The organism is Rhodanobacter sp. Col0626 (genome assembly GCF_049994385.1).
In the GTDB taxonomy this organism is placed as follows: Bacteria; Pseudomonadota; Gammaproteobacteria; order Xanthomonadales; family Rhodanobacteraceae; genus Rhodanobacter.
In genome coordinates, this window is record NZ_CP188260.1 from 3361233 (window position 1) to 3384923 (window position 23691).

Below are 23691 nucleotides of genomic sequence, written 5' to 3' on the forward strand. Positions count from 1 at the left end.
GAAACCCGATCCATGCGCACCATTCGTATTCACGCCGATCTGCCGCTCGACCCGGGCAGCGAACTGTCGCTGCCGGCCCAGGCCAGCGAGCATGTTGCGCGCGTGCTGCGGCTGACCGCTGGCGATCCGCTTACCCTGTTCAACGGCGACGGCAACGACTATCCGGCCAGCATCCTCACGGTGGGCAAGCGCGAGGTCACCGTGCGGATCGAATCCAGGCAGATCCTGCACAACGAGTCGCCGCTGCCGCTCACCCTGGCGCAGGGCGTGGCCCGTGGCGAAAAGATGGACCTGATCGTGCAGAAGGCAACCGAACTGGGCGTCGTCCGCATCGTGCCGCTGCTGACCGAACGCTCGGAGGTGAAGCTCGATTCCACGCGCGCTGAAAAACGGCTGGCGCACTGGCGGGCCGTCGCCGCCAGCGCTTGCGAGCAGAGCGGCCGCGCGCGCGTGCCGGAGATCATCCCCGCGTTGCCGCTGGCCACCTGGCTGGGCAATCTGGACACGGATGGCGCATTGCGACTGGCGTTGCTGCCGGAAGCCTCGCGTACATCCCGCGAACTGCGTTTCGACGCTAGTGGAGGCTTGCTGGTGGTGGGTCCGGAAGGCGGGCTCGGCGAACGCGATATCGCCGCGCTCACCGCGGCCGGTTTCGACGGATTGCGGCTGGGGCCACGCATCCTGCGTACGGAGACCGCTGGCCTGGCCGCACTGGCCGCGCTGCAAGCCCTGCACGGCGACGGTTAGCCGTCGCCGGCGTCGACTCAGTCTTCCGTATCGTAGGGCTGGGACAGCGCGACGGGTTGCTCGGACTCCGTCGGCACGGCCAGGTCGGAATCGTCGAGCAGGCTGAGCAGTTCGGATTCGATCCATTCCAGGTCGGGAATCATCGCCACGTCATCGCGCACCAGCACATGGGCACGCACACCCGGTGGCAGTGCGGTGCCATCGTGGGTGGGAATGATCAACTCGGCATTCAACGTGGTCAGGCGCGGGAAGCCCCGCGTCAGCACGGCGATGAATGGCAATTTGGGATTGCCACCGAGCGCCTTGAGCACGGCCACGCGCACGCTCAACTCGGTATCGCCTTCCTCGGTGCCGGCCAGCTGGGTGAACGAGACCAGCGGTACCCGCCAGCCACGCCACGCGATGCGCCCGAGCAACCAGTCCGGCGCATGACTTACCGGTTCGGGGGGACTCTGGGTGACCACTTCGGCAATGGTGGCATTGGGCAACAGCAGGCGCAGGTTGCCTACCGGCACCAGGACGCAGCGGATTTCACGCGGCAGCGGATCACTCATGGAAACACCTCGATCAGGTGCGCCGCCAACTCGGGCGGCGTACCGGAAAAACTGACTAGTCGTTCGGCGAATATTCCGCTGACCATGTCGGCAAAATGTTCGCCTGACGACGACTCTACCCAGACCTGGCCGCCACGGTCGTGAACCGCTTGTGCTCCCGCCACGGCATCGTTGCCGCGCCCGGCGAAGACGATCGCCAAGGCGTCGCGACCGAAGGCGCTGGCTGCCATGGTCAGGCTGGCATCGATCGACGGATCCGCAGACGCGTCCGCACCGTTGCCCTGCAGTTCGATGCTGCCGTCGCGGCGCAACCGCACCTGCTGTCCGGCGGGTACCACCAGCACCTCGCCGACGCTGGCACGACCGCCGTGCTCGGCCAGCCGTACCGGCAGCGCGCACTGGGCGGCAAATCGGTCCACCAGCGCCGTATCCTGCTGGTCGCCGACATGCTGCGTGTGCAAGAAGGTCAGGCGCGTCGTCGCCGGCAGCGCCGCCAGGAATTCGCAAACGGAGTCGACGCCGCTGACCGCCGCACCCAGCAACACGACACGGCTCAATGCGCTACCGAGATCGTCGAGCATCATCTCGTAGTCATGCACATAAGCCTGCGGCGCAATCGCCTCCTCCATCGTCACCAGTTCGAGGCTCATCATCGGCTCGATATCCGATGCAACCGCTTCCACATCCGGCGCCAGGAAGTCGGCAGCGCTCAATTTCTCGACGCCGAATGCCGCGGCACTATTGGTGGACGCCGTGAGCGGCGCGTCGTCATCCAGCAGCGCCCAGCTGTCGGGCGCACGAACGGATGAGGCCGGGTCGGCCAGCACCGGTTCGGCGGCCGTCGCGGGAATCGTCGCCACCGACGGATCGGTCAGCGACGACAGCTGCAGGTGATCGGTCCGGAATGTCGACACCACATCGCGTGGCAAACCTTCCTCGACCGGCGCTGAATCGTCCGTAGCCACCGACAACTCGACGGCATCGTCCTGCGCCTGGTCGTGGCTCGTCGGTACGCCGCCGAAATTGCCGTCGTGCAGCGGTGGCAGCGTTTCGTCCTCGAAATAACGCAGCCCGGGACCGGATTCGCTCTCGTCGTCCGGCGGCATGTCGCCGGAAGCGAGTAAGGCCTCCAGTTCCGCGGCAAGATCTTCCGATTCCGCGGCGATGATCTGCTCGTGCTGGTCGTCGCCGGAATGCAGCAGGAAATCGGATTCCGGATCGAAAGCCGTCGCCGGCTCCGATTCCGCCGGCGCGGGTTCCACCGGCTCCGCCGGCGCGTTTGCCGTGGGTTCCACGACGGGCACAACCGGTGCATCGACCGGTACGGGATCGATCGGATCGGCGTCGAGCGACGATGCCACCGGCGTGTCGACGATGCGGGCATCGTCCGGACGCGGTGGATCGATATCGCCCGCGGCCAGCACTTTCACCGCCAGATGACGTGCCCACCGGGCGCGATCCCAGCCGGCCAGTGCGCGGCTGGCCTGCGCATCGTTGAATACCACCCGTGGCCGGTCACCGTCGATGACCTCGTACAGGCGATCGAGCGCGTCATCGGCACCGTCATCCAGGTTGACCACCAGCACGTCGGCGCCTACCTGCTGCAACAGCTCGCGGCTGAGGCCGGATACCTCGCCCTCGTGAACGATCCGCGCGCCGCGTTCGTGCAGTGCCTCGCGCAAATGACTGCCCAGTTCGGTGTCGTCAAACAGCAGGGCGACCGCCGGAGCCGTATCACTCATGAATCGGCTCCACCGCACGCTGCTCCAGCACTTCGTTTATCTGCACCAGCAACTCGGCCTCTTGATAAGGCTTGCCGAGGTAGCGGTCCACGCCGATGTCGAATGCCCGTTGACGATGCTTGTCGCCGCTGCGCGAGGTGATCATGATGATCGGCACGTCGCGCAACCTGGGGTCGGCCTTCATGTGGGTGGCCAGCTCGTAGCCGTCCATCCGCGGCATCTCGATATCCAGCAACATCAGGTCCGGCACGCGTTCGTGCAGTTTCTCCAGCGCATCGACACCGTCCTTGGCTGTGCTGACTTCGTATTCGTGACGTTCGAGCACGCGGCCGGTGACCTTGCGCATGGTGATCGAATCGTCCACCACCATGACCAGCGGCCGTACCTGCACTTCCTCGATGATCGGCGCCTGGATCGCGCTGAGGCCTTCGGAGAGTCGCTGGTCGCGACGGATGATGCCGTGACGCACCAGCGGTGCCAGATCCAGAATGATCAGCACCGAACCGTCGCCCATGATGGTCGCGCCGAGCAGGCCGGGTACCGAACTGATCTGCGGACCGACCGACTTGACCACGATCTCGCGTGAACCGAGCACGGCATCGATGCGGATCGCGGCGCGCAGGTCACCGGCACGGGTCAGCAGCAGCGGCTGCTGTTCGCCTTCGGCCGGCAGACCCGGCGGCAGGCCCAGCAACTCGGCCAGATCGTGGATGCCGTACGGCTCGTTGCCGTACTGGAACGACGGCTCGTCCTCGGCCAGCAAGGCAGTCAGGTCGTCCGGGTTGACCCGCGCCACGCCTTGCACCGAAGTCATCGGGATCGCGAACGTGGCCTCGCCGATGCGCACCAGGATCGCCTGCGTCACCGCGAGGGTGAACGGCAGGCGCAGGATGAAGGTGCTGCCCTTGCCTTCCTCGGACTCGATCGACAGCGAACCACCGAGTTGCTTGATCTCGTTCGCCACCACGTCCATGCCGACGCCACGGCCGGCCAGCTGGGTCACCTTGCTGGCGGTGGAGAAGCCCGGCTGGGTGATCAGCGAAAGCAGCTGGTTGTCGGTCGGCTTGGTCTCGGCACGCAGCAGCCCGCGCTCGATACCGCGCTTGCGGATCGCTGCGCGATCCAGTCCGCGGCCGTCATCGCTGACCCGGATCACCACTTCGGTGGCTTCGCGCGCGACCTGGATATGCACCGAACCCTCGGCCGGCTTGCCGGCCTTGCGGCGCTCGGCCGGCGTTTCGATGCCGTGCGCAATCGCATTGCGCAGCATGTGTTCGAACGGCGCCTTGATGCGGTCGAGCAGGTTGCGATCCATTTCACCGTGCGCACCGTCCACGTACAACTGGGCGTGCTTGGCCTGCTCCTGGGCAGCCTGGCGCAGGGTACGACGCAGGTTCGGCACCATCGTGTCGAACGGCAGCATGCGCGTGCGCAGCAGGCCATCCTGCAACTCGGTACTGACCCGCGACTGCTGGATCAGCAGCGTTTCGGCCTGACGGGTCAGCTCGTCCAGCATGTTCTGGATGGACACCAGATCGGAAACCGACTCGGCCAGTGCACGGGAGTACTGCTGCAGCTGCGAGTAACGGTCGAGCTCGAGCGGATCGAATGTAGTCAGGCCCGCTTCGCGATGCTCGCGCTGGAAACGCGCAATGATCTGCGCTTCGGTCTCGATTTCCAGCATGCGCAGCTGGCTGCGCAGACGGGCGACGGTCTGCTCGAGTTCCACCAGGTTGAAGCGATAGCCGGCAACCTGCTGCTCCAGCCGCGAGCGATAGATCGCCACCTCGCCAGCGTGGTTGACCAGGCTGTCGAGCAGGTCGGCGCGAACGCGGATCTGCTCCTGCGAAGAACGAACCTCCTCCTCCATTTCCGGCAACAGTTCGGGCAGGTCGAACGCATTGACCTCGGCAGCGACCTTGGGCACCGACTTCGGCGCGGACGGTGTCGGTGTCGGGACCGGCATCGCAGCCGTGGGCAGCAATGCATCGTCGGCCAGGACCTTTTCGCCAGCCAGTGCCAGCAGATGATCGATCATCTGCTGCGGATACTCGGAGGCCTGACCCAGCGATACCTGCTGCACCAACGCATGCAGCTGGTCGAAGCTTCCTTCCAGCGCGGTGATCAGCGTGCCGGTCTTGGCCCCGTCGCGGATCGGCTTTTCGAGCAGGGTTTCGATCGCGTGGGAAAGATCGCCCACCGGCACCAGCCCGGCGATGCGTGCACCACCCTTGAGCGTGTGCAGGTCGCGCTGCAGCTCGGCCACGTACGCCAGGTCGGCCGGGGCATCGTGCCATTGCGCCAGCACGCCATCGGCGTGGTCGAGGATCTCGCGCGCCTCGTCGATGAATACCTCGAGCAGATCGGCGTCGATGTGGCCCGAACCGGCCAACGCATAGGCAGGCTCCGATCCGGCCTCTTCCGGCTCACCAGTCGCAGCCTGTTCGGCCGCCTGTCGTTCGGCGGCGGCAAGATGCTCCGCTGCCGCCTGCTCGGCCGCCAGCTTTTCGGCAGCGGCCTGTTCCACGGCGGCCTGTTCCAGTGCAGCCTGCTCGGCGGCAAGCCGTTCGACCGCAGCACGTTCCGCTGCTGCCTGTTCGAGTGCCAGTCGTTCGGCCGCCGCCTGCTCGGCAGCAAGCCGTTCTGCGGCCAGTTTCTCAGCCGCAACCCGTTCCTGTTCCCGTTCCGCGGCAGCGTGCTCAGCGGCGAGCTTCTCGGCCTGCGCCGCGGCGGCCTGTTCTGCCGCCAGCTTCTCGGCCGCAGCCTGCTCCGCGGCAGCCTGCTCGGCGGCAGCGCGCGCGGCGCTGGCCTCCTCCGGCTCAAACGCATCCAGTGCAGCCACCAGTTCGGCGGCCACTTCGGCATGATGCTGATCGTCCGGATGAATCTCCGGCTCCGGCTTCGTTTCCGACGCTGGCGTAACCGCAGCTCCGTCGGCCCAGGCGCCGGTGGCCTCCACCATGCTGGCGTCCAGCGAAGCGGCCATGGCCGCATGGTCGTCATCGGCATCCGTCGCGACGACAGCCTCGGTGGCGTCCTCGTCGTCCATCTGCGGCTCGAAGATGACATGAGCCACCTGCGACTCTGGATAGCGATCGCGCATCTCGACGACCTGCGCCGTCAACGCATCCGCGTTGGGCAGCTGCGGCTCGGCGACATCGAACTGGGCCATCACGTAATCGACCACGTCCACGGACTGGCCAAGCAGATGCACCCCATCGGCCGGCAATGGCAAGTTGGCCGCGCGCAAGCGCTTGAACAGGCCCTCCAGCGGCGACAGCAACTGCGTCAGCAGGGGAATGTCGACCATCGCGATCGCCCCGTGCAGGGTATGCACGGCTCGCAACAACTCTTCGCCGATCGGCAGCTCGTTACCGCCACGCTGGATCGCCAAACGAATCGTCTGCAGGTATTGCGCGACCTCGCTGCGCAGGATCTCCAGCAGTACCGGGTCCACTGGTGGCATCACCGGCAAGGCCATGATCTGCTCATGGCTGCCCGGCTTGTCATCGGCTGCGCCGATGCTGTGGACATCGGTGACACCTGCCTCCGGAATGGCCTGCGCGGCAGCGGCAAGGCGCGGCACGCGCCGGCGCACGACACGACGAACCGTCTCCATGGCCTGCGGTGTGTGGTCTTCCAGACGGGTCGGGTTGCCGACAGAAAGTTGCTCGGCGGTGTGCATGATCGCGCCAAGCGGCGCATCCGGCACACCTTCGCCCTTCAGCGCGGCCAGCAACTGCGGCAGCACATCGATCGCGTGGTGCACCAGCGCCTGGACGTCCTGGTTCGGCTCGATGGTGTTGTCGAGCACGCGATTGAGCATGTCCTCGACTTTCCACGCGAACTCGCCCAGCACGCCGGCGCCCACCAGCCGTCCCGAACCCTTCAGCGTATGGAACGATCGGCGGATGCTGACCAGCGGCGACGTCTGGCCGGGATCGACCAGCCAGATCTGCTCGGCACCGCGCAGGTTGTCGATTTCCTCCTGCATCTCCTCCAGGAATATCTCGCGGATATCGTCGTCGATGCCTTCGGCATTGACGTTGAAACGGGTATTCGACGCCAGCGCATCGCGCACCGGCACCTGCTCGAAAACCTCTTCCTCGATCTCGATCCAGTCGCCCTGCTCGTCAGGCGTATTGCCGTCGAGCATCGCCGAGGTGGTCGCTTCGGTTTGCGCAAGGCGCAATCCGTCCAGATCGTGGGCAGGCGCAACGTGCTGCTCTGCCTCGCCGATGAACAGATGTCCCAGGTCGTCGCCCGGCAGCAGGCTGACCGACTCGGACAGTTCCGGGTGTTCTTCGTGCCCGGTCAAGGCTGCATGGTGCGTCTTCGCTTCGGTTTCGGAAACGGCGACGACGGCCGGTGCCGTGACCGCCCGTGCGTCCGGAACCGGCCAGTAGCCGAGCAGGCCCAGGCTGTGTTCGGCCACGTCGAGGATGTGCTCCAGGCCACCGCGATGCTCGCGCGCGGCCTCGAGGTAGTACTCCAGCGCTGCCAGTGCATCGGCCAGATGATCCATCTGCGCACCGCTGGGCACCCGACGGTCCTCCAGCAATTCGTAATCGATGAAACGGCCAACGCCCTGCGCCAAATCGGCCGGTCGCGGCGACGACAGCATGCGCAAGGCACCGGCCACCTCGTCCATCAGGGACGGTGAACCGGCCAGACGATCGTGCTCCCAGCCCGATTCGACGAACGCGACGATGGCGTCCTTCACCCGACCGGTATTGCCGATGGCTTCCTGCATCAAGGTCGTGACGACGCCCATCGCTTCGCTGCGCGGCAAGCCGTGCATGGCGTCGCCGGTACCCGGTTCGTCCTCGGAGCCGAGGCTCTCGATGTGGTCATCCAGCGACGCTTCGACGTACAGCAGCGCACCGGCCACGTCGAGCAACGTTTCCTCGTCGGCGGCGCGCATGTGGTTCGCGATCTCGTCGAGCACGCGTCGCTGTTCGGTGATGACCCGACGCGGTACCGCCAGGGCGAGCATGCCCAGTGTGTCGCCGACGCGCTCGAGCACTTCGCCCTGCGCCGCCAACTGCGCCGGATCGCCATCCTGCTGGCGCAGGAACAAGTCCAGCGCTTCCTTGACGCGCAGCAAATCGTCTTTCAATGCACGCGATACCGAATCGAGCAACGCGCGGTTGTGCCCTGCCATCGAGCCGCGGGCATGTTCCAGCTCGCCGGCATCGGGCAACAGGCTGTCCAGTGCATACGTGCTGCGCAACAGCTCCATCTGCGGACTGCGCTGTTTCGCCTGGGCCACGATGTAAAGCAGCTTGCAGGCCACGTCGTCTGCATCACCACCACGCAGGCTGTTTTCGCCGTGTTCGATCAACAGGCGGATATTGCGGTCGACCTTGCCGATCAGCTGGCGCACTTCGCCGGCATGACCCTTCAGCGCGCCCTGTTCGAGACCTTCCAGTACACCGGCTGCGATCCACCACAAGCGCCGGCCATGCACGTGATGGCAGCGCGCGGTGATCGCCAGCAGGGTCTTGCGCATGTTGACCAGTTGCGCCGCCGCGTTCTGCCCGCGAAACCAGCCGAGTAGTTGCTGCTGGAAGCGCAGGCGCAGGTCCACCAACTCGCCACGATGGGCTTCGGCGTACGCCTCGCTCATGGCAGCGGGGGCTTGCTCGGGCAGGAACGCGTCGAGATTGGGGTGGAACATCGCCGATTCGGGTAGCGGCTCCTGCTCTCGACTGGCGCGCAGATCGTTCAACAGGGGCAGCAACACCACCGGCACGTCGCGATGACCGCTGGACAGCCGCTCGAGGTAATCGGGCAGTTGCATCAGCCCGCGCATCAACGCGGCATAGGCTTCCTCGCGGTAGGTGACGTGTTCTTCAAGCAGCGCGATGGACAGCGCCTCCATCTCCGCGGTCACCATTGCCGCGCCATACAGTTCGACCATCTGCAGGGTGCCTTGCACCTGATGCAGGTTGTCCGCGCAGGTGCGCATGAAATCGCGCTTGCCCGGATTGTCGACGTAGGACTCCAGCGCCTCGCGAGCTATCGACAACGTATCGTCGAGCTCGGGCTTGACCCACTGCAGGGTGGTGAAATCGATGTGGTCTTGAAGTCTCATGCGCCTCTCTCAGCGGCTGCCCGATATCTCATCACGCAGCCAACGAGGTTACCCCCTGTAAAAATGCTCATTCCGAACCACCTGAAATCCGTCGGTCGGCATCAACCCGGCAACTTGAAATGTGCCACCGATCGCCGCAGATCGCTCGCCAATTGCGCCAGCGTACCGATCGAGTCAGCTGTCTGGCTCGCGCCCTGCGAGGTCTGCGAAGTAATTTCCTGAATCGCGTTCATCGAGTGCGAGACATCTGTCGCCGCGGCGGACTGCACGCGTGCCGCGGTGGAGATGTTCTGAATCAGCGCGGACAAATCGTGCGAAACGCGCTCGATATCGCCCAGCGCGCTGCCGGCATCCTCCGCCAGGCGCGCACCGGCCACCACTTCGGCGGTGGTCTGTTCCATCGAGTTCACCGCTTCGTTGGTATCGGACTGAATCGTCTGCACCAGCGTTTCGATACGCTTGGTCGCGCTGGTCGAGCGTTCGGCCAGTCGCTGCACTTCGTCCGCAACGACCGCGAAACCGCGACCGGCCTCACCGGCCGAAGCGGCCTGGATCGCCGCGTTCAACGCCAGGATGTTGGTCTGCTCGGCAATGTCGTTGATCAGTTCCACGATCGAGCCGATCTCCTGCGAGGATTCACCCAGGCGCTTGATGCGCTTTGAGGTTTCCTGGATCTGGTCGCGAATCGAGTCCATGCCCGAGATCGTCTCGCGCACCACTTCGGCACCGTGCGAGGCGATCTTCACCGAGCGCTCGGCCACGTCGGCCGATTCGGCGGAATCCTTCGACACGATGTCCATCGAGCTCACGATCTGGTTGATCGCGGAGGTCGCCGAGCTGATCTGCTGCGCCTGCTGCTCGGCCGCGTCGGCCAGGTGGCGGGCGGTGGTCTGGGTTTCCTGTGCCGAGGACGACACCTGCTCGGAGGTTTCGTTGATCGTGGTGACCAGGGATCGCAACTCGTCGATGGCGTAGTTCACCGAGTCGGCGATCGCGCCGGTGATGTCCTCGGACACCGTGGTCTTGACGGTCAGGTCGCCTTCGGCGAGCGAACCCATTTCGTCCAGCAGGCGCATGATCGCCTCCTGGTTGCGCTGGTTCAGCTCGGTACTGCTGGCGAAGCGCCTGCGCTGATCGCGCACCAGGGTGATGACCAGCAGCAGCGCGAATGCCACCGCGGCGATTGCACCCAGCAGACCCCACCACACGTTCGGGAACAGCCGGCGCAGCGGCAGCTTGCCGATCTGCTCGGACAGGTCGTTGGCGCGCAGCAGCACGGTCTGCGAATCCAGCGAGGCCTGGTTGCCGGCGTGTTTCACGTCGGCGATGTTGCCGGCGGCGGCGACCAACTTGGCGACCGGATCGGCCAACTGGTTCCAGTTGGTGTCCATGTCGGTGAGGATCTTGCGTGCATTCGCATCGCCGATCGGCTTCACGCCGCTGTCGGCGTTGCCCGCGATCAGACCCTTCAGCACGCTGCCGTACAACTGCGCATCGCGGGACAGGCCATCGGCCGCCGACTGCGCGGAGTCGCCACCCTGCAGCACTTCCTGCACGCGACGGATGATTCGGTCAGCGGACAGCATCTGGCGCGAGGTACCCAGCATCTGCTCGGAACTGCCGTTGCGCTGCTGCAGGATGTTGACGACCTGTTCCATGCTCGAGTTGAGCAGCGGCATCTGCTGCGCGAGCGTATTGGCGCGTTGGCCGGAATCGAGCACGACGGCCTTGTTGGAGAGGATCTTGCCGATGTCGGTGTCGAGCTGTTTCCAGGAGGCGTCGAGCGCGCTCACGGCACGACCGGCAGGCGTGGTGTTGCCATCCGCATACGGCTGCATGCCGCTCTTGGGATCACCCTTGTTCAACCGCTGCACGGCCGAATCGATCGAGTTGCGGGTGCCTTCGAGCTCCTTGAAGGAATCGGTGTTGCCGTCCGCTGATTCCAGCGCGAACTTCGCCGTCTGCTGCGACAGCACCTGAATTTGCGTGGTCAGCGCGATCGCCTGGCGATCTTCGCCGTTCTTCTGGTTGAGCAGGAAGAAATCCAGTGCCGCGAAGCCGATCGCAATCAGCAGCAGGACAATGAGTGCGGTGTAACCGCGTTCCCTGCTGACGCCCCCTGTAGTGCTCATGTTCACCTCATACGTCTTACTGATACGTTGCCGGTTCCGCAAAGCGGGAACTGGCCAGGGAATGGTTTCCCCAAGTTTCCGACCCCAACCGGAGCCGGCCCTTCACATAGCCGCAGACCCGCCGGATGTCAGGCAGCGGCCTGCCGGAAATCCGGTGCGCGCACCAATCGATTCATGCTGAATACCGCCAGTTGCTGTTCACCCACACGGCTGTCGGCGAAACGGGCAAGTCGCGGATCGTCCTCCTGCCCGGCCTCGCGCCGCTGTTCCTCATCCACGGTGCGCTGGCCGAATACCTCGTCCACCAGCAACGCCACGCTGCCCGTTCCTTGGCGCACCACCAACAGGCGCGTGCGGTCGGAATGCTGGGTGCGTTCGCCAAACAGGAAACGGGCGAAGTCCACCACCGGCACCAGGTTGCCGCGCACGTTGGCTACCCCAAGCAGCCACGGCAACGTGCCGGGCACGGGGGTAAGCGCCGGCACGGCCAACAACTCGTTGATCTCGTCGATGCCGCTGACCAGCAGCCGCGAGCCGACGCGGAAACCGATACCGCGCCACAAACCCGGCGCCTCCATCTTGTCCTGCGTATCGGAGGCATGCGCCAGCGACAGCCGCTCGTAGCGGGCGAGTATCTCGAACGGCGTGCGGTTGACGGACTGGTTCATGTCTTGCTCGGCAGCAAATCGTTGATGCAGGTCAGCAATTCTTTTTCGTTCACCGGCTTGGTGATGAACGCACGGGCACCCTGACGCAGCCCCCAGACGCGATCGGTCTCCATGGATTTGGTGGTGATCATCACGATCGGCACCACCGCCGTCGCGGGATCGCGAGTCAGCGTACGGGTGGCCTGGAAGCCGTTCATGCCGGGCATGATCACGTCCATGATGACCAGGTCGGGCAAGTCGGCGCGCACGCGCTCGATGCCTTCCTCGGCGGTGCTGATGGCGACGACCCGATGCCCCGCCCGTTCAAGCAGGGTGGTGAACACGCGCACATCGGTCGGCGAGTCGTCGATGATGAAAATATTGGCCACAGGTCCCCCTCAGAATCTGCAGTCAGCGACTAGCGGCCATACTGACATGACGATGGATGGCACCAAGAAGTTCGTCTCGCGTGAACGGCTTGGTCAAATACTGCTCGGCACCCACGATGCGACCACGCGCCTTGTCGAACAGGCCATCCTTCGAGGACAGCATGATCACCGGCGTGCCACGGAATTGGGGGTTGTTCTTGATCAATGCGCAGGTCTGATAACCATCAAGCCGCGGCATCATGATGTCGACAAAGATGATCGCCGGCCGCTGGTCGGAGATCTTGGCCAACGCCTCGAACCCGTCGACCGCAGTCAATACTTCGCAGCCCTCTTTCTTCAGCAGAGTCTCCGCTGTACGGCGAATGGTCTTGGAATCATCGATGACCATGACCTTGAGACCAGCCAAGTCACTAGCACTAACGTTCAAATTCACTACTCCCCCCCTGCGGCTCGCCCCGAGCTCAGGATAGGCACCAAGACATGCAACAGCCATGCCGCATGGTGCGCATGTAAAAAAATGTCGAAAACGAATCACACAATGCCCGCTCTACGGCGGTGCATCCAAGGTTTCGTTGTTTACTGCCTGTCCGCCGAGGCTGTCAAGCGGTAATCACCCGCGTTGCCTGCCGCCGCACAAGGTGACCCATATTGGCACCATCTGGCCCATGGCGACAGCCGTTGACACGACCAACCTGCCGCCATTCGATGGCCTCGACCGTCATCGGACTTAGTATAGCGGCCTGACGATCCACCCCCGCCTGCCCTGTCGCACAGATCAGGCCACCAACGGAGAATCCAGATGACCTTGTCGGTCGGCGTGCTGATGGACCCCATCGGCGCGATCAAGATGGTGAAGGACACCAGTTTCGCGATGTTGCTGGAGGCACAGCGCCGCGGCCATTCCCTGCATTATTTCGAGCAGGGCGACCTGGCCCTGCGCGACGGCGCGCCCTGGGCGCGGATCGCGCCCCTTGTGGTGCGCAAGGATCCACAACACTGGTACACGCTGGGCCAGGCGCAGTGGCGCGACCTGCGCGAGCTCGATGTGGTGCTGATGCGCAAGGATCCGCCGGTCGACGCCCAGTTCATCTACGACACGATGGTGCTGGAAGCGGCGCAGCGTGGCGGGGTGGCCGTGATCAACGATCCGCGCTCGCTGCGCGACTGCAACGAAAAACTGTTTGCGCTGGATTTCCCGCAATGCATCGCGCCAACGATGGTCGCACGCGATGCCGCCGAGCTGCGCCGGTTCACCGCCGAGCATGGCGAGGTGGTGCTCAAGCCGCTGGACGGCATGGGCGGGCGCGGCATTTTCCGTGCGCGGGCCGGCGACAGCAACCTCAATTCGATGCTGGAAACCCTGCTCGGCGGCGACGCGCACGGCGCCGGCCGGCAATTCGCGATCGCGCAGAAATACATCCCGGAAATCAGCGCGGGCGACAAGCGCATCCTGCTGGTCGACGGCGAACCCGTGCCCTATGCGCTGGCACGCATCCCGCAGGGCGACGAGTTCCGCGGCAACCTCGCCGCCGGCGGCCGCGGCGAGGGCGTGCCGTTGTCCGAACGCGATCGCTGGATCGTGTCGCAAGTGGCTCCGGAGCTGCGTCGGCGAGGCCTGCTGTTCGTGGGCCTGGACGTGATCGGTGACTACCTGACCGAGATCAACGTCACATCCCCGACCTGCGTGTGTGAGCTGGATGCCCAGTTCGGGCTTAACATTGCCGGTCAGCTGTTCGACGTCATCGAACAGCACGTCAGCGGAAACCGCCCTGCGTGAGCGCCACTGCAACCGTCAACTCTCCCCCCAATCCGATCGGCGCCACGCTGCTGTTTTCGTTGCTGCTGCACGGTGTGCTGTTGCTGGGCATCACGTTCCATTTCGTCAAGCCCAGGCCCAGCCTGCCGACACTGGACGTGACCCTGGTCAACGTGGCCAACCAGGAGGCCCCGGACAAGGCGGATTTCCTGGCCCAGGCCAACAACAGCGGCGGTGGCCAGAGCGATCGCGTCGCACGGCCGTCGCAGATGTTTTCCGGCGTGCTGCCGAAGCCTGATCCAGGCATCGCCGCACAACCGGTCGAAGCGACCACGCCGGCACCGCGTGAAGCCACCCCGACCCGGATGGTCACCACCCGCGGCGCCACCGACTTCCACGTGACCAGCGACACCGCGCAAACCGAGGTCGATCCGCAGGATCAGGCACCGACCGCCGCCGAACTGAAACGCCAGCAGGCGATTGCCCAGCTGGCCGCCGAGCTGCGCCAACAGACCGAAGCGCTGGCGAAGCGGCCGAAGAAAAAGTTCATTTCGGCCAACACGAAGGAATACGTCTACGCCAGCTATATGCGCGGCTGGTCGGACCGGGTGCAACGCATCGGCAATCTCAACTACCCGGACCAGGCCCGCCGCCGCAAGATGTACGGTGACCTGCTGCTTACCGTCGGGCTCAATCGCGATGGCGGCATCAAGAACATCACGGTCATCAAGAGCTCCGGCCACCCGCTGCTGGATGCCGCTGCCGAACGCATCGTGCGGCTAGCGGCGCCATTCCCGCCGCTGCCCAAGGATGCCAGCGTGGACGAGCTCTACATCACCCGTACCTGGCAATTCCTGCCCGGCGACGTGCTGCGCAACAAATAATCCGGCGGTCCGCGCGAGCCGGCATCCGCCGGCTTACAATGGCCACATGATCGCCGCCGCGCCGAGCACCCTCACCGGGCACTTCCTGATCGCCATGCCAAACCTGGCCGATCCGCCGTTTTCCCGCGGCGTGGCGTTGTTGTGCCAGCACGACGAGGACGGCGCGGTCGGCCTGCTGGTGAACCAGCTGTCCGAATACCGCTTCGGCGACGTGCTGGCGCAGATGAAACTGGAATGCCTGGACAGTGAACTGGCCGATGCGCCCGTGTTGATCGGCGGTCCGGTGCAGCAGGAGCGCGGCTTCGTGCTGCATCGTGAACCGGGCGACTGGGAATCCAGCTATCGCGTCAACACCGACTGGTCGGTCACCACCTCGCGCGACATCCTGGTGGCCATGGCCGCCGGCGAAGGTCCGCGTCAGGCGATCATGGTGCTTGGCTACGCCGGCTGGGATGCCGGCCAGCTGGAACAGGAACTGATGGCGAACGCCTGGCTCACCACCGAAGCCTGCGGCCGGGTGGTGTTCGACACCCCGCTGGAAGATCGCTGGAGTGCCGCTGCCGGGCTGGTCGGGGTAGATCCGCGCCAGTTGTCCGGCTATGCGGGTCACGCATGAGCTGTGTGTTCGGCTTCGATGTCGGCAGCCGGCTCACGGGCGTGGCCATCGGCAATACGTTTACTGCCAGCGCGCGGGCGCTGACCACCGTCGCGGTGCACGAGGATGGCCCGGACTGGAACCGGCTCGACGCGCTGCACCGGGAATGGCAACCCGACACCCTGGTGGTCGGCCTGCCGTTGACCCTGGACGGCGCCGAACAGCCTGCCAGTCGCCGCGCCCGGCGCTTTGCCACCCAGTTGCAACAGCGTTACAGCCTGCCCGTGGTCCTTGTGGATGAACGACACAGCTCGCAGGAGGCCGCGCAGCGGTTCGCCGCTGCCCGGTCGGTCGGACTCAAGCGGCGGCGCGATGCTGCCAGCATCGACGCCGAAGCCGCCGCGGTCATCCTGGAGCGCTGGCTGGCCGCCGAACCCGCGCCAGCCAGCCACGATCACTGAACGCACGCCCTCTTTCCCCCTCCGACCTGCCGCCATGAGCCCTCGCCTGCGCCACCTGACCACCCTGGAAAACCTTCCGCGCCAGACGATCGAACGCCTGCTCGACCGCGCCGAATCGCTGCGCGACGCCTGCGCCCACGGCACCCGCAAGCTCGATGTGCTGGCGGGACGCACGGTGTTGAACCTGTTCTTCGAACCGTCCACGCGCACCCGCACCTCGTTCGAGCTGGCGGCGCGACGACTCGGTGCCGACGTGATCAACTTCGACATCGGGCTTTCTTCCACCAGCAAGGGTGAAGAACTGTTCGACACCCTGCATACGCTCGAAGCGATGCACCTGGACGCGATCGTCGTGCGGCACAAGTTGTCGGGCACGCCGGACGAACTGGTACGCCATGCGATGAGCGGCGTGTCGGTGATCAATGCCGGCGACGGCAACCATGCCCATCCCACTCAGGGCCTGCTGGATGCGCTGACGATCCGCCAGCACCGGCCGGATTTCGAGAACCTCAGCGTGGTCATCTGCGGCGACATAAAACACTCGCGTGTGGCCCGCTCGGACATCACCGCGCTTCACGCCCTGGGCGTGAAGGAAATCCGGCTCTGCGGCCCCGCCGAACTGATGCCGACAACGGAAGAAGTACCGCAAGGCCGTCGCTACGACGACTTTGACCAGGCCATCGATGGCGCCGACGCGGTGATCATGCTGCGCCTGCAGAAGGAACGCATGGCCGGCATCGACCTGCCGGACGAAGCGGCGTACTTCGCCCATTACGGGCTGGATCGGCGACGGCTCGCCCGTGCGGCCAAGGGCTGCCTGGTGATGCATCCGGGGCCGATCAACCGCGGTATCGAAATCGCCTCCGATGTAGCCGACGGCGCGCAGTCGCGCATCCTCGAACAGGTCGGCAATGGGGTGTTCGTGCGCATGGCCGTGCTGAACGAAGTACTGGCGCGCTGAACGCAAGCCACTCGCCACACAGCACACCACGCAAGCGGGCATAATGGCCTGCGCACCATCCATCATTTTCCGGGGATCAACATGCGATCAACGACGCGATATGCCGCGCTGGCCCTTGCCGGCGTCATGCTGGCGGCCTGCGGGCACAAGGACAAGGATGCTCCTCTGGCGTTCGTTCCGGCGGACACGCCGTACGTGGTGGCCAATCTGGACATCATGGACGACAACTCCCGCGAGGCGTTGCTCGCCCAGGCCGATGCGCAGTTGCCATCCCAGCTGGCCCAGCTGGATGCCGCTGCCGACCGGCTGGCCTTGAAGGATCCCGACGGCGCCCGCCTGCTGCGCGCCCTGCGTGCCGAATTCAACGGCAAGACGGTCGAGACCTTCGCCCTGGGCGCCGGGTTGAACCTCAAGGGTTACTCCGCGTTTTACGGCGTGGGTCTGGCGCCGGTCCTGCGTTTCCAGTTGAGCGACGCGAAAGCGTTCGAGGGTTTCATTGGCCGGCTTGAAACCGCCTACGGCAAGAAGCTCGCGCTCGCCAACGTGGACAAGCAGAGCTATCGCAAATACGTGTTCGTCGCCTCGGGCACCGAAATCATCCTGGCGACAGTCGGCAAGCAGGCCGTGGCCGCGCTGCTCCCGGCCGACGCATCACCGGCATTGCTGCGCCAGTCGCTGGGCCTGGACCGGCCGCAAAAGAGCCTGCAGGACGACGGTCGCCTGGCCACGCTGGCCAAGGCCAAGGGTTACAAGAAGTGGCTGGTCGGCGAACTGGACATGACCCGCGCACTGCCGCTGGCAGTCAGCGGTCAGGACCCCCTGATCGCCGCGATCCTCAAAGCGCACGCCCAGGCCGAATCGGCCAAGACCGGCGAACCGGTCGCCAACCAGCTGCAGACATCGCCAAGTTGCGCCAGCGACGCGGCGCGCATCGCCGCGCGTGTGCCGACGCTGAGCTTTGGCTACACCCAGCTCGACGCCAAGCACCAGGACGTGCGAGTCGACGTGGCACTGGCCGAGGACATCAGCAAGGCTTTCGCCGGATTGCAGGTGGCCCTGCCAGGTCTCGGCGGCAACGGCACCGCCCCGTTCGACCTGAGCCTGGCCTTGCCCGTCGCGCAGTTGCGCACGTTCTGGCTCGCCCAGGCCGATGCGGTCACCGCCAAACCCTTCAGCTGTCCCGCGTTGGCCGATCTAAACGAAAGTTTCACCAAGCTCGGCCCGGCCATGCAAAAAGCGGCGATTCCGCCGTTCGGCGACATGCTCGGCCTGCGCATCGCGCTGGACTCACTGGTTCCCGCCAAGAACACCGCCTTGCCGACGTTCACCGGCCGTCTCGTGCTGGCCACCAACAACCCTGCCGGCTTGCTGGCGATGGGCCAGATGATGGTGCCTGCATTGGCTCAGCTGAAACCCGCCAATGACGGCAAGCCGTTGCCGTTGCCGAAGGACATGTCGAGCATGTTGGGCCAGCCGGCATGGCTGGCCATGAGTGACAAGGCGCTGGCACTCGGCATCGGTGCCGGCGAAGACGCCCGGCTTGCCGCCACCCTGAAGGACCCGGCTGGGGATGCCGGTCGCATGACCCGCATGCACCTCAGCGGCGCGATGTACCTGGACTGGCTGCAGGTGATGGAGCAGAAAGTAGACAGCCTGGCGGCGGCCACCGCCGCGATAAGCAAGAGTGACGAGCCGTCGATCGATGGCCTGGACACTGGCGACAGCGCGGCGCAGACCGCCGCCAATGCCGCCCGCTCCAAGGCGCAGTTCGCCGCGATGAAGTCACAGGCTGAACGCGTCGACAGTATCGACGCCGAAATGCATGTCGACGACAGCGGCATGGTGATCACCAGCCAGACCGTCCTGAAGTAGTTTTGAAGACCCGAAATGGGGCCGGCGCCGCGGCGTTCCGGCCCCTTTTTAATGGGCCCGTTCTTGGCGTGCCCAACGCAATGCAAACATCGCCGTGACCTCGTCTTCGCAACGGGCATCCCTTGCTGAACCACGCCTTTTCATCGCGACGCGGCATTCACGGTACGGCTGTTGCCATAGGACCACGGAAGCGACAAACCAGCCTCCGACTGTCTTTACCGACAGACCTTTCATCCCAGCCCAGGAGATTCACCATGCGTACCCCCAAGATGATTCGCAACAGCATGTTTGCCGCCGGTCTGGTGCTGGCCTTTTCGGCCGTACCGTTGACCCAGGCCGTGGCCCAAGACGCAATGCAGAAGTCGTCCGACAACCAGACTGTGCCGGACAAGGCCGCCGATGCCTGGATCACCACCAAGGTGAAGTCCGAGTTCGGCACCACCAAGGGCATCAAGGCCACCGATATTACGGTCGAGACCAGCGATGGCGTGGTCACCTTGAGCGGCACCGTCGCCACCGCGAAGGAAAAGAAGCACGCCGCACGCGTTGCCCAGCACGTGAAGGGCGTCAAGAGTGTCGATGACAGCGGCTTGATGGTCGGTGCCGCCGCCCAGTAACGCCACGCGATACGGGAATAATGAAGAAGGCGCCCGCGGGCGCCTTCTTCATGTCCGTGCAACGGGCTTCAGCGATTCAGGAAATTCGCGCCACCGAAATTCTGCGTATCGCGCGTCTCTTCCAGTTCCACTCCATCCAGCCCCTGCGACAGCGTGTGTGCATCGCCGCCCTGTGCCAGTTTGATGCGCAAGCGCACCTCGTTGGAACTGTCGGCGTGACGCAACGCGTCCTCGTAGCTGATCTCGCCGGCGTGATACAGCTCGACCAGGCTCTGATCGAACGTCTTCATGCCGAGCAGGGTGGATTCCTTCATCAATTCCTTGAGCTTGTGGATTTCGCCCTGGCGGATGTAATCCTGCGCCAGCGGCGTGCCCAGCAGCACTTCCACCGCGACCCGCCGCGCCTTGCCATCGGGTGTCGGAATCAGCATTTGCGCCACGATACCTTTCAGGTTCAATGACAGATCCATCAACAGTTGCTGGCGGCGGTCTTCCGGGAAGAAGTGCAGGATGCGGTCCATCGCCTGGTTCGCGTTGTTCGCATGCAACGTGCACAGCACCAGATGGCCGGTTTCGGCAAACGCGATCGCGTGGTCCATGCCTTCGCGGGTACGGATCTCGCCGATCATGATCACGTCCGGCGCCTGGCGCAGGGTGTTCTTCAGCGCGTTGTCCCAGCTGTCGGTGTCAATGCCGACTTCACGCTGGGTGATGATGCATCCTTCGTGCTTGTGCACGTATTCGATCGGATCCTCGATCGTGATGATGTGCCCGGTCGAATTCAGGTTGCGGTAGCCGATCATCGACGCCAGCGAAGTGGACTTGCCCGAGCCGGTGGCGCCAACGAAAACGATGATGCCGCGCTTGGTCATGGCCAGCTGCTTGATGACCGGCGGCAGGTTCAATTCCTCGGGCGTCGGAATCTTCGACTCGATCCGGCGCAGCACCATGCCGACGCAATTGCGCTGGTAGAAGCACGACACACGGAAGCGGCCCACGCCCTGCGCGGAAATCGCGAACTGGCACTCGTGGGTTTTCTCGAATTCCTCGCGTTGCCCCGGCGTCATCACGTTGAGCACCATGTCGCGCGCCTGCTGCACGCTGAGTGGGCTCTGGGTGATCGGCACGATCCGGCCCTGCACTTTCATCGAAGGCGCCACGCCGGCCGTGATGAACAGGTCGGAGGCCTTCTTGTGCACCATCAGTTTGAGGAAGGAGGTGAAATCGAAGTCGCTCATGGCTTTACCCCCGGAATTCGGGATTTGGGATTCGGGATTTGGGATTCGTCAAAGCCGTCGACCCGCGAATTGCGCGCGCAACCGATGGTTTCCTTTTTCATGCTGGCGCGAGGAAAGCGGACCGTGGCGCGATGGCGCTTATCGCCAATCCCGAACCCCGAATCCCGAATCCCGACGCTCACTTGAAGCTGTCCTTGTTCTTGGCATAGGTCGACGCCTGCTGGCGCGTCACCAGGCCACGTTTCACCAGATCCTGCAGGCACTGGTCCAGCGTCTGCATGCCGAACTGCTGGCCGGTCTGGATCGACGAATACATCTGAGCCACCTTGTCCTCGCGGATCAGGTTGCGGATCGCCGGGATGCCGACCATGATCTCGTGCGCTGCGATGCGGCCGCCACCCACCTTCTTCAGCAGCGACTGCGAAATCACCGCACGCAGCGACTCGGACAGCATCGAACGCACCATCGGCTTCTCGCCGGCAGGGAACACGTCGATGATGCGGTCGATCGTCTTCGCCGCCGAACTGGTATGCACGGTGGCGAACACCAGGTGGCCGGTTTCCGCCGCGGTCAGCGCCAGCCGGATGGTTTCCAGATCGCGCAACTCGCCGACCAGGATGTAGTCCGGATCCTCGCGCAGCGCCGATCGCAGTGCTTCGTTGAAACCCAGCGTGTCGCGGTGGATCTCGCGCTGGTTGACCAGGCACTTCTGCGAGGTATGCACGAACTCGATCGGATCCTCGATCGTGAGCATGTGCCCGTATTCGTTCTTGTTGATGTGGTCGACCATCGCCGCCAGCGTGGTCGACTTGCCCGAGCCGGTCGGGCCGGTCACCAGGATCAGGCCCTGCGGCTGCTCGATCAACTCCTTGAAGATGCGCGGGCAACCGAGGTCTTCCAGCGTCAGCACCTCCGACGGAATGGTACGGAACACCGCACCGGCGCCGCGGTTCTGGTTGAACGCATTGACGCGGAAACGCGCCAGCCCGGGGATCTCGAACGAGAAGTCGGTCTCGTAGAATTCTTCGTAATCGCGCCGCTGCTTGTCCGACATGATGTCGTAGATCAGCGAATGCACCTGCTTGTGTTCAAGCGCGGGGATGTTGATGCGGCGTACATCGCCGTCAACGCGGATCATCGGCGGCAGCCCCGCGGACAAGTGCAGGTCCGAGGCCTTGTTCTTCACCGAGAAGGCAAGCAGTTCGGCAATGTCCATCTATCGTTCCCCTCAACCGATCGTCTGGATGGCATGAATTCGAATGCCACATCAGGGGACGGACGATGTTCGTCGGCATCATGCACCGCGGCGCAAGGCGCCAGTGCCGTGAAACCACCTGGACGAACGATCCCCGGATCCCCCTGTAGCCGCGTCGATACTACTCGCGCAACCGCCCGTGCGGCCAGTCTTTCCAGCGGCCGTCATGCAAACTGTCGACCCGGTTTGCGCACCCGGTCGAAAAAACGTCACCCCGCTGCCGCCGCCCTTTCCATCGCGATGTCCCGAACCGCTGCATCGCCAGGCTGCCAACGCACAAAAAAACTGCGCGGAGCATCGGCTCCGGTAAGGTATGCGGTCTGGACCATCGAGGAATCCCCGCATGACACGTCTTGCCTTCATCGGCGGCGGCAACATGGCGCGCAGCCTGATCGGCGGCCTGCTGAAGACGGGCGTGGCACCGGCCACCCTCAGCGTGGCCGAGCCGCTGGCCGAAGCACGCCAGGCGCTCGGTCGCGAGTTCGGCATCGCCTGCTACGCGGAAAACCGGCTGGCTGCGGCGGAAGCCGAGGTCATCCTGCTCGCCGTCAAGCCACAAATCATGCCGGCGATCCACAACGAGCTCCGCGACACGCTGCAACGCAATCGGCCGCTGCTGATCTCGATCGCCGCCGGGGTGCGGCTGGACCAGCTGGAACGCTGGTTCGGCAACGGCCTGCCGATCGTGCGCTGCATGCCGAATACGCCCGCGCTGATCGGTGCCGGCGCGACCGGGCTGTGCGCCAACAGCCGCGTCAGCGCAGCCCAGAAAGCGCAGGCGCAACACATCCTGGACGCCGCCGGGATCACCCGCTGGATCGATGACGAGGCATTGATGGACACCGTCACCGCCCTGTCCGGCTCCGGTCCGGCTTATTTCTTCGCCATGGTCGAGGCCATGGAGGCCGCCGCGGTGTCGCAGGGCCTGCCACGGGACACCGCCCGCGCGCTGGCCGCGCAAACCTGCCTCGGCGCGGGCCGCATGCTGGTCGAAAGTAACGAGGATCCGGCCGTACTGCGCCAGCGCGTCACCTCGCCGAACGGCACCACCCAGGCGGCGCTGGAAAGCTTCACCGCGGATGACCTGCCGCGCATCGTTTCCCGGGCCGTTGCCGCCGCCACCCGGCGCGGCACCGAACTTGCCGCCGAATTGGACAAATTGCCGTGAGCTATCTGCTGAATGCCCTGGCCATGTTGATCGAACTGGCCTTCGATGCGGCCGTCACGCTGCTGCTGCTGCGCGCGCTGGCCGAAGCTTGTCGCGCGGATTTCAACAACCCGCTGAGCCAGTTCGTCTATCGCTACACCAATCCGGTGTTGGCGCCGATACGGCGCATCCTTCCGAACTGGCGCCAGGTCAACCTGGCCGCCCTGTTGCTGGCATGGCTGGCGATGGTGCTGAAGCGACTGTTGCTGTTCGCCCTGCTCGGCGTGATGCCGAACCTGCTCGGCCTTGCGGTGCTGGCGCTGGCTGAACTGCTCGACTTCGTGCTGCTGTTCTATCTCGTGCTGATCTTCGGCTGGTCGCTGCTGAGCATGTTCGCCGTCGATCGCCGCCAGCCGCTGTTTCGTCTGGCCGGCACCCTGGTCGAGCCCTTGCTGCGCCCGCTGCACGGCAAGCTGATTGTCGGCCAGATCGATTTCGCGCCCATGGCAGTGATGATCGCACTGCTGCTCGCGCGACTGCTGATCGCCGCGCCATTGCTCGACCTGGGTGCCCGGCTGGCCCTGGGCGGCTGATACC

General features: G+C 64.8%; 19 protein-coding genes. 10 read left to right on the forward strand and 9 right to left on the reverse strand.

Translation table 11 applies throughout. The features are described 5' to 3' along the window. Nucleotides 1-12 precede the first annotated feature (12 nt). Entirely contained in the window at nucleotides 13-747 is a 735-nt protein-coding gene (locus ACPPVV_RS14865; protein ID WP_426700647.1) for a 16S rRNA (uracil(1498)-N(3))-methyltransferase, read from the forward strand. 17 nt (nucleotides 748-764) lie between these two features. Here the strand turns inward: ACPPVV_RS14865 and ACPPVV_RS14870 are convergent, their stop codons facing one another. From ACPPVV_RS14870 to ACPPVV_RS14900, 7 genes are all read right to left on the reverse strand, one after another. Then, complete coding sequence (locus ACPPVV_RS14870) at nucleotides 765-1301, reverse strand: chemotaxis protein CheW (protein WP_426700648.1); 537 nt, start codon at nucleotides 1299-1301, stop codon at nucleotides 765-767. Continuing rightward, the gene (locus ACPPVV_RS14875; protein WP_426700649.1) at nucleotides 1298-3043 is read right to left on the reverse strand and encodes a chemotaxis protein CheB; all 1746 of its coding nucleotides are present in this window, start codon (nucleotides 3041-3043) and stop codon (nucleotides 1298-1300) included. The genes ACPPVV_RS14870 and ACPPVV_RS14875 overlap by 4 nt, the downstream gene beginning before the upstream one ends. Beyond that, the gene (locus ACPPVV_RS14880; RefSeq protein ID WP_426700650.1) at nucleotides 3036-9140 is read right to left on the reverse strand and encodes an Hpt domain-containing protein; all 6105 of its coding nucleotides are present in this window, start codon (nucleotides 9138-9140) and stop codon (nucleotides 3036-3038) included. The genes ACPPVV_RS14875 and ACPPVV_RS14880 overlap by 8 nt, the downstream gene beginning before the upstream one ends. Before the next feature lie 101 nt (nucleotides 9141-9241). After that, nucleotides 9242-11272, reverse strand: coding sequence for a methyl-accepting chemotaxis protein (locus tag ACPPVV_RS14885; protein WP_426700651.1), 2031 nt, complete (start codon nucleotides 11270-11272; stop codon nucleotides 9242-9244). Nucleotides 11273-11400: 128 nt separating this feature from the next. After that, nucleotides 11401-11940, reverse strand: a complete 540-nt coding sequence (locus ACPPVV_RS14890) for a chemotaxis protein CheW (RefSeq protein ID WP_426700652.1) — start codon at nucleotides 11938-11940, stop codon at nucleotides 11401-11403. Beyond that, a complete protein-coding gene (locus ACPPVV_RS14895) occupies nucleotides 11937-12308 on the reverse strand; it encodes a response regulator (protein ID WP_426700653.1) in 372 nt (123 codons plus the stop codon). Before ACPPVV_RS14895 ends, ACPPVV_RS14890 begins: the two co-directional genes overlap by 4 nt. A gap of 22 nt (nucleotides 12309-12330) precedes the next feature. After that, nucleotides 12331-12696 carry a response regulator gene (locus tag ACPPVV_RS14900; protein ID WP_426703250.1) on the reverse strand — a complete coding sequence of 122 codons (366 nt, stop codon included), beginning with the start codon at nucleotides 12694-12696 and terminating at the stop codon, nucleotides 12331-12333. Nucleotides 12697-13107: 411 nt separating this feature from the next. Here ACPPVV_RS14900 and gshB point away from each other — a divergent pair, with 411 nt between their 5' ends. The 7 genes from gshB to ACPPVV_RS14935 all read left to right on the forward strand — a co-directional run bounded on the left by gshB (nucleotide 13108) and on the right by ACPPVV_RS14935 (nucleotide 19454). Then, nucleotides 13108-14085 (forward strand): glutathione synthase, encoded by a 978-nt coding sequence (gshB, locus tag ACPPVV_RS14905; protein ID WP_426700654.1) that lies wholly within the window; start codon nucleotides 13108-13110, stop codon nucleotides 14083-14085. After that, nucleotides 14082-14948 (forward strand): energy transducer TonB, encoded by an 867-nt coding sequence (locus ACPPVV_RS14910; RefSeq protein WP_426700655.1) that lies wholly within the window; start codon nucleotides 14082-14084, stop codon nucleotides 14946-14948. The genes gshB and ACPPVV_RS14910 overlap by 4 nt, the downstream gene beginning before the upstream one ends. A gap of 46 nt (nucleotides 14949-14994) precedes the next feature. After that, nucleotides 14995-15564 carry a YqgE/AlgH family protein gene (locus tag ACPPVV_RS14915; protein ID WP_426700656.1) on the forward strand — a complete coding sequence of 190 codons (570 nt, stop codon included), beginning with the start codon at nucleotides 14995-14997 and terminating at the stop codon, nucleotides 15562-15564. Then, nucleotides 15561-16004, forward strand: coding sequence for a Holliday junction resolvase RuvX (gene ruvX, locus ACPPVV_RS14920; protein ID WP_426700657.1), 444 nt, complete (start codon nucleotides 15561-15563; stop codon nucleotides 16002-16004). Before ACPPVV_RS14915 ends, ruvX begins: the two co-directional genes overlap by 4 nt. Nucleotides 16005-16038: 34 nt before the next feature. Further along, the gene (locus ACPPVV_RS14925; RefSeq protein ID WP_426700658.1) at nucleotides 16039-16965 is read left to right on the forward strand and encodes an aspartate carbamoyltransferase catalytic subunit; all 927 of its coding nucleotides are present in this window, start codon (nucleotides 16039-16041) and stop codon (nucleotides 16963-16965) included. Nucleotides 16966-17046: 81 nt separating this feature from the next. Next, nucleotides 17047-18837, forward strand: coding sequence for a hypothetical protein (locus tag ACPPVV_RS14930; protein ID WP_426700659.1), 1791 nt, complete (start codon nucleotides 17047-17049; stop codon nucleotides 18835-18837). 254 nt (nucleotides 18838-19091) lie between these two features. Further along, nucleotides 19092-19454, forward strand: a complete 363-nt coding sequence (locus ACPPVV_RS14935; RefSeq protein ID WP_426700660.1) for a BON domain-containing protein — start codon at nucleotides 19092-19094, stop codon at nucleotides 19452-19454. Between the two features lie 68 nt (nucleotides 19455-19522). Here ACPPVV_RS14935 and ACPPVV_RS14940 read toward each other — a convergent pair whose 3' ends face one another. Beyond that, nucleotides 19523-20692 (reverse strand): PilT/PilU family type 4a pilus ATPase, encoded by a 1170-nt coding sequence (locus ACPPVV_RS14940; RefSeq protein ID WP_426700661.1) that lies wholly within the window; start codon nucleotides 20690-20692, stop codon nucleotides 19523-19525. A 178-nt stretch (nucleotides 20693-20870) separates the two neighbouring features. Then, nucleotides 20871-21908 (reverse strand): type IV pilus twitching motility protein PilT, encoded by a 1038-nt coding sequence (locus ACPPVV_RS14945; protein ID WP_377306751.1) that lies wholly within the window; start codon nucleotides 21906-21908, stop codon nucleotides 20871-20873. Nucleotides 21909-22290: 382 nt separating this feature from the next. On the opposite strand from ACPPVV_RS14945, the gene proC reads away from it, so the two are divergent. Both proC and ACPPVV_RS14955 read left to right on the forward strand, forming a co-directional pair. Beyond that, nucleotides 22291-23115, forward strand: a complete 825-nt coding sequence (gene proC, locus ACPPVV_RS14950) for a pyrroline-5-carboxylate reductase (RefSeq protein ID WP_426700662.1) — start codon at nucleotides 22291-22293, stop codon at nucleotides 23113-23115. Beyond that, nucleotides 23112-23687: a YggT family protein gene (locus tag ACPPVV_RS14955; RefSeq protein WP_426700663.1), complete on the forward strand. Its 576-nt coding sequence runs from the start codon at nucleotides 23112-23114 to the stop codon at nucleotides 23685-23687. Before proC ends, ACPPVV_RS14955 begins: the two co-directional genes overlap by 4 nt. The last annotated feature ends 4 nt before the right edge of the window (nucleotides 23688-23691 follow it).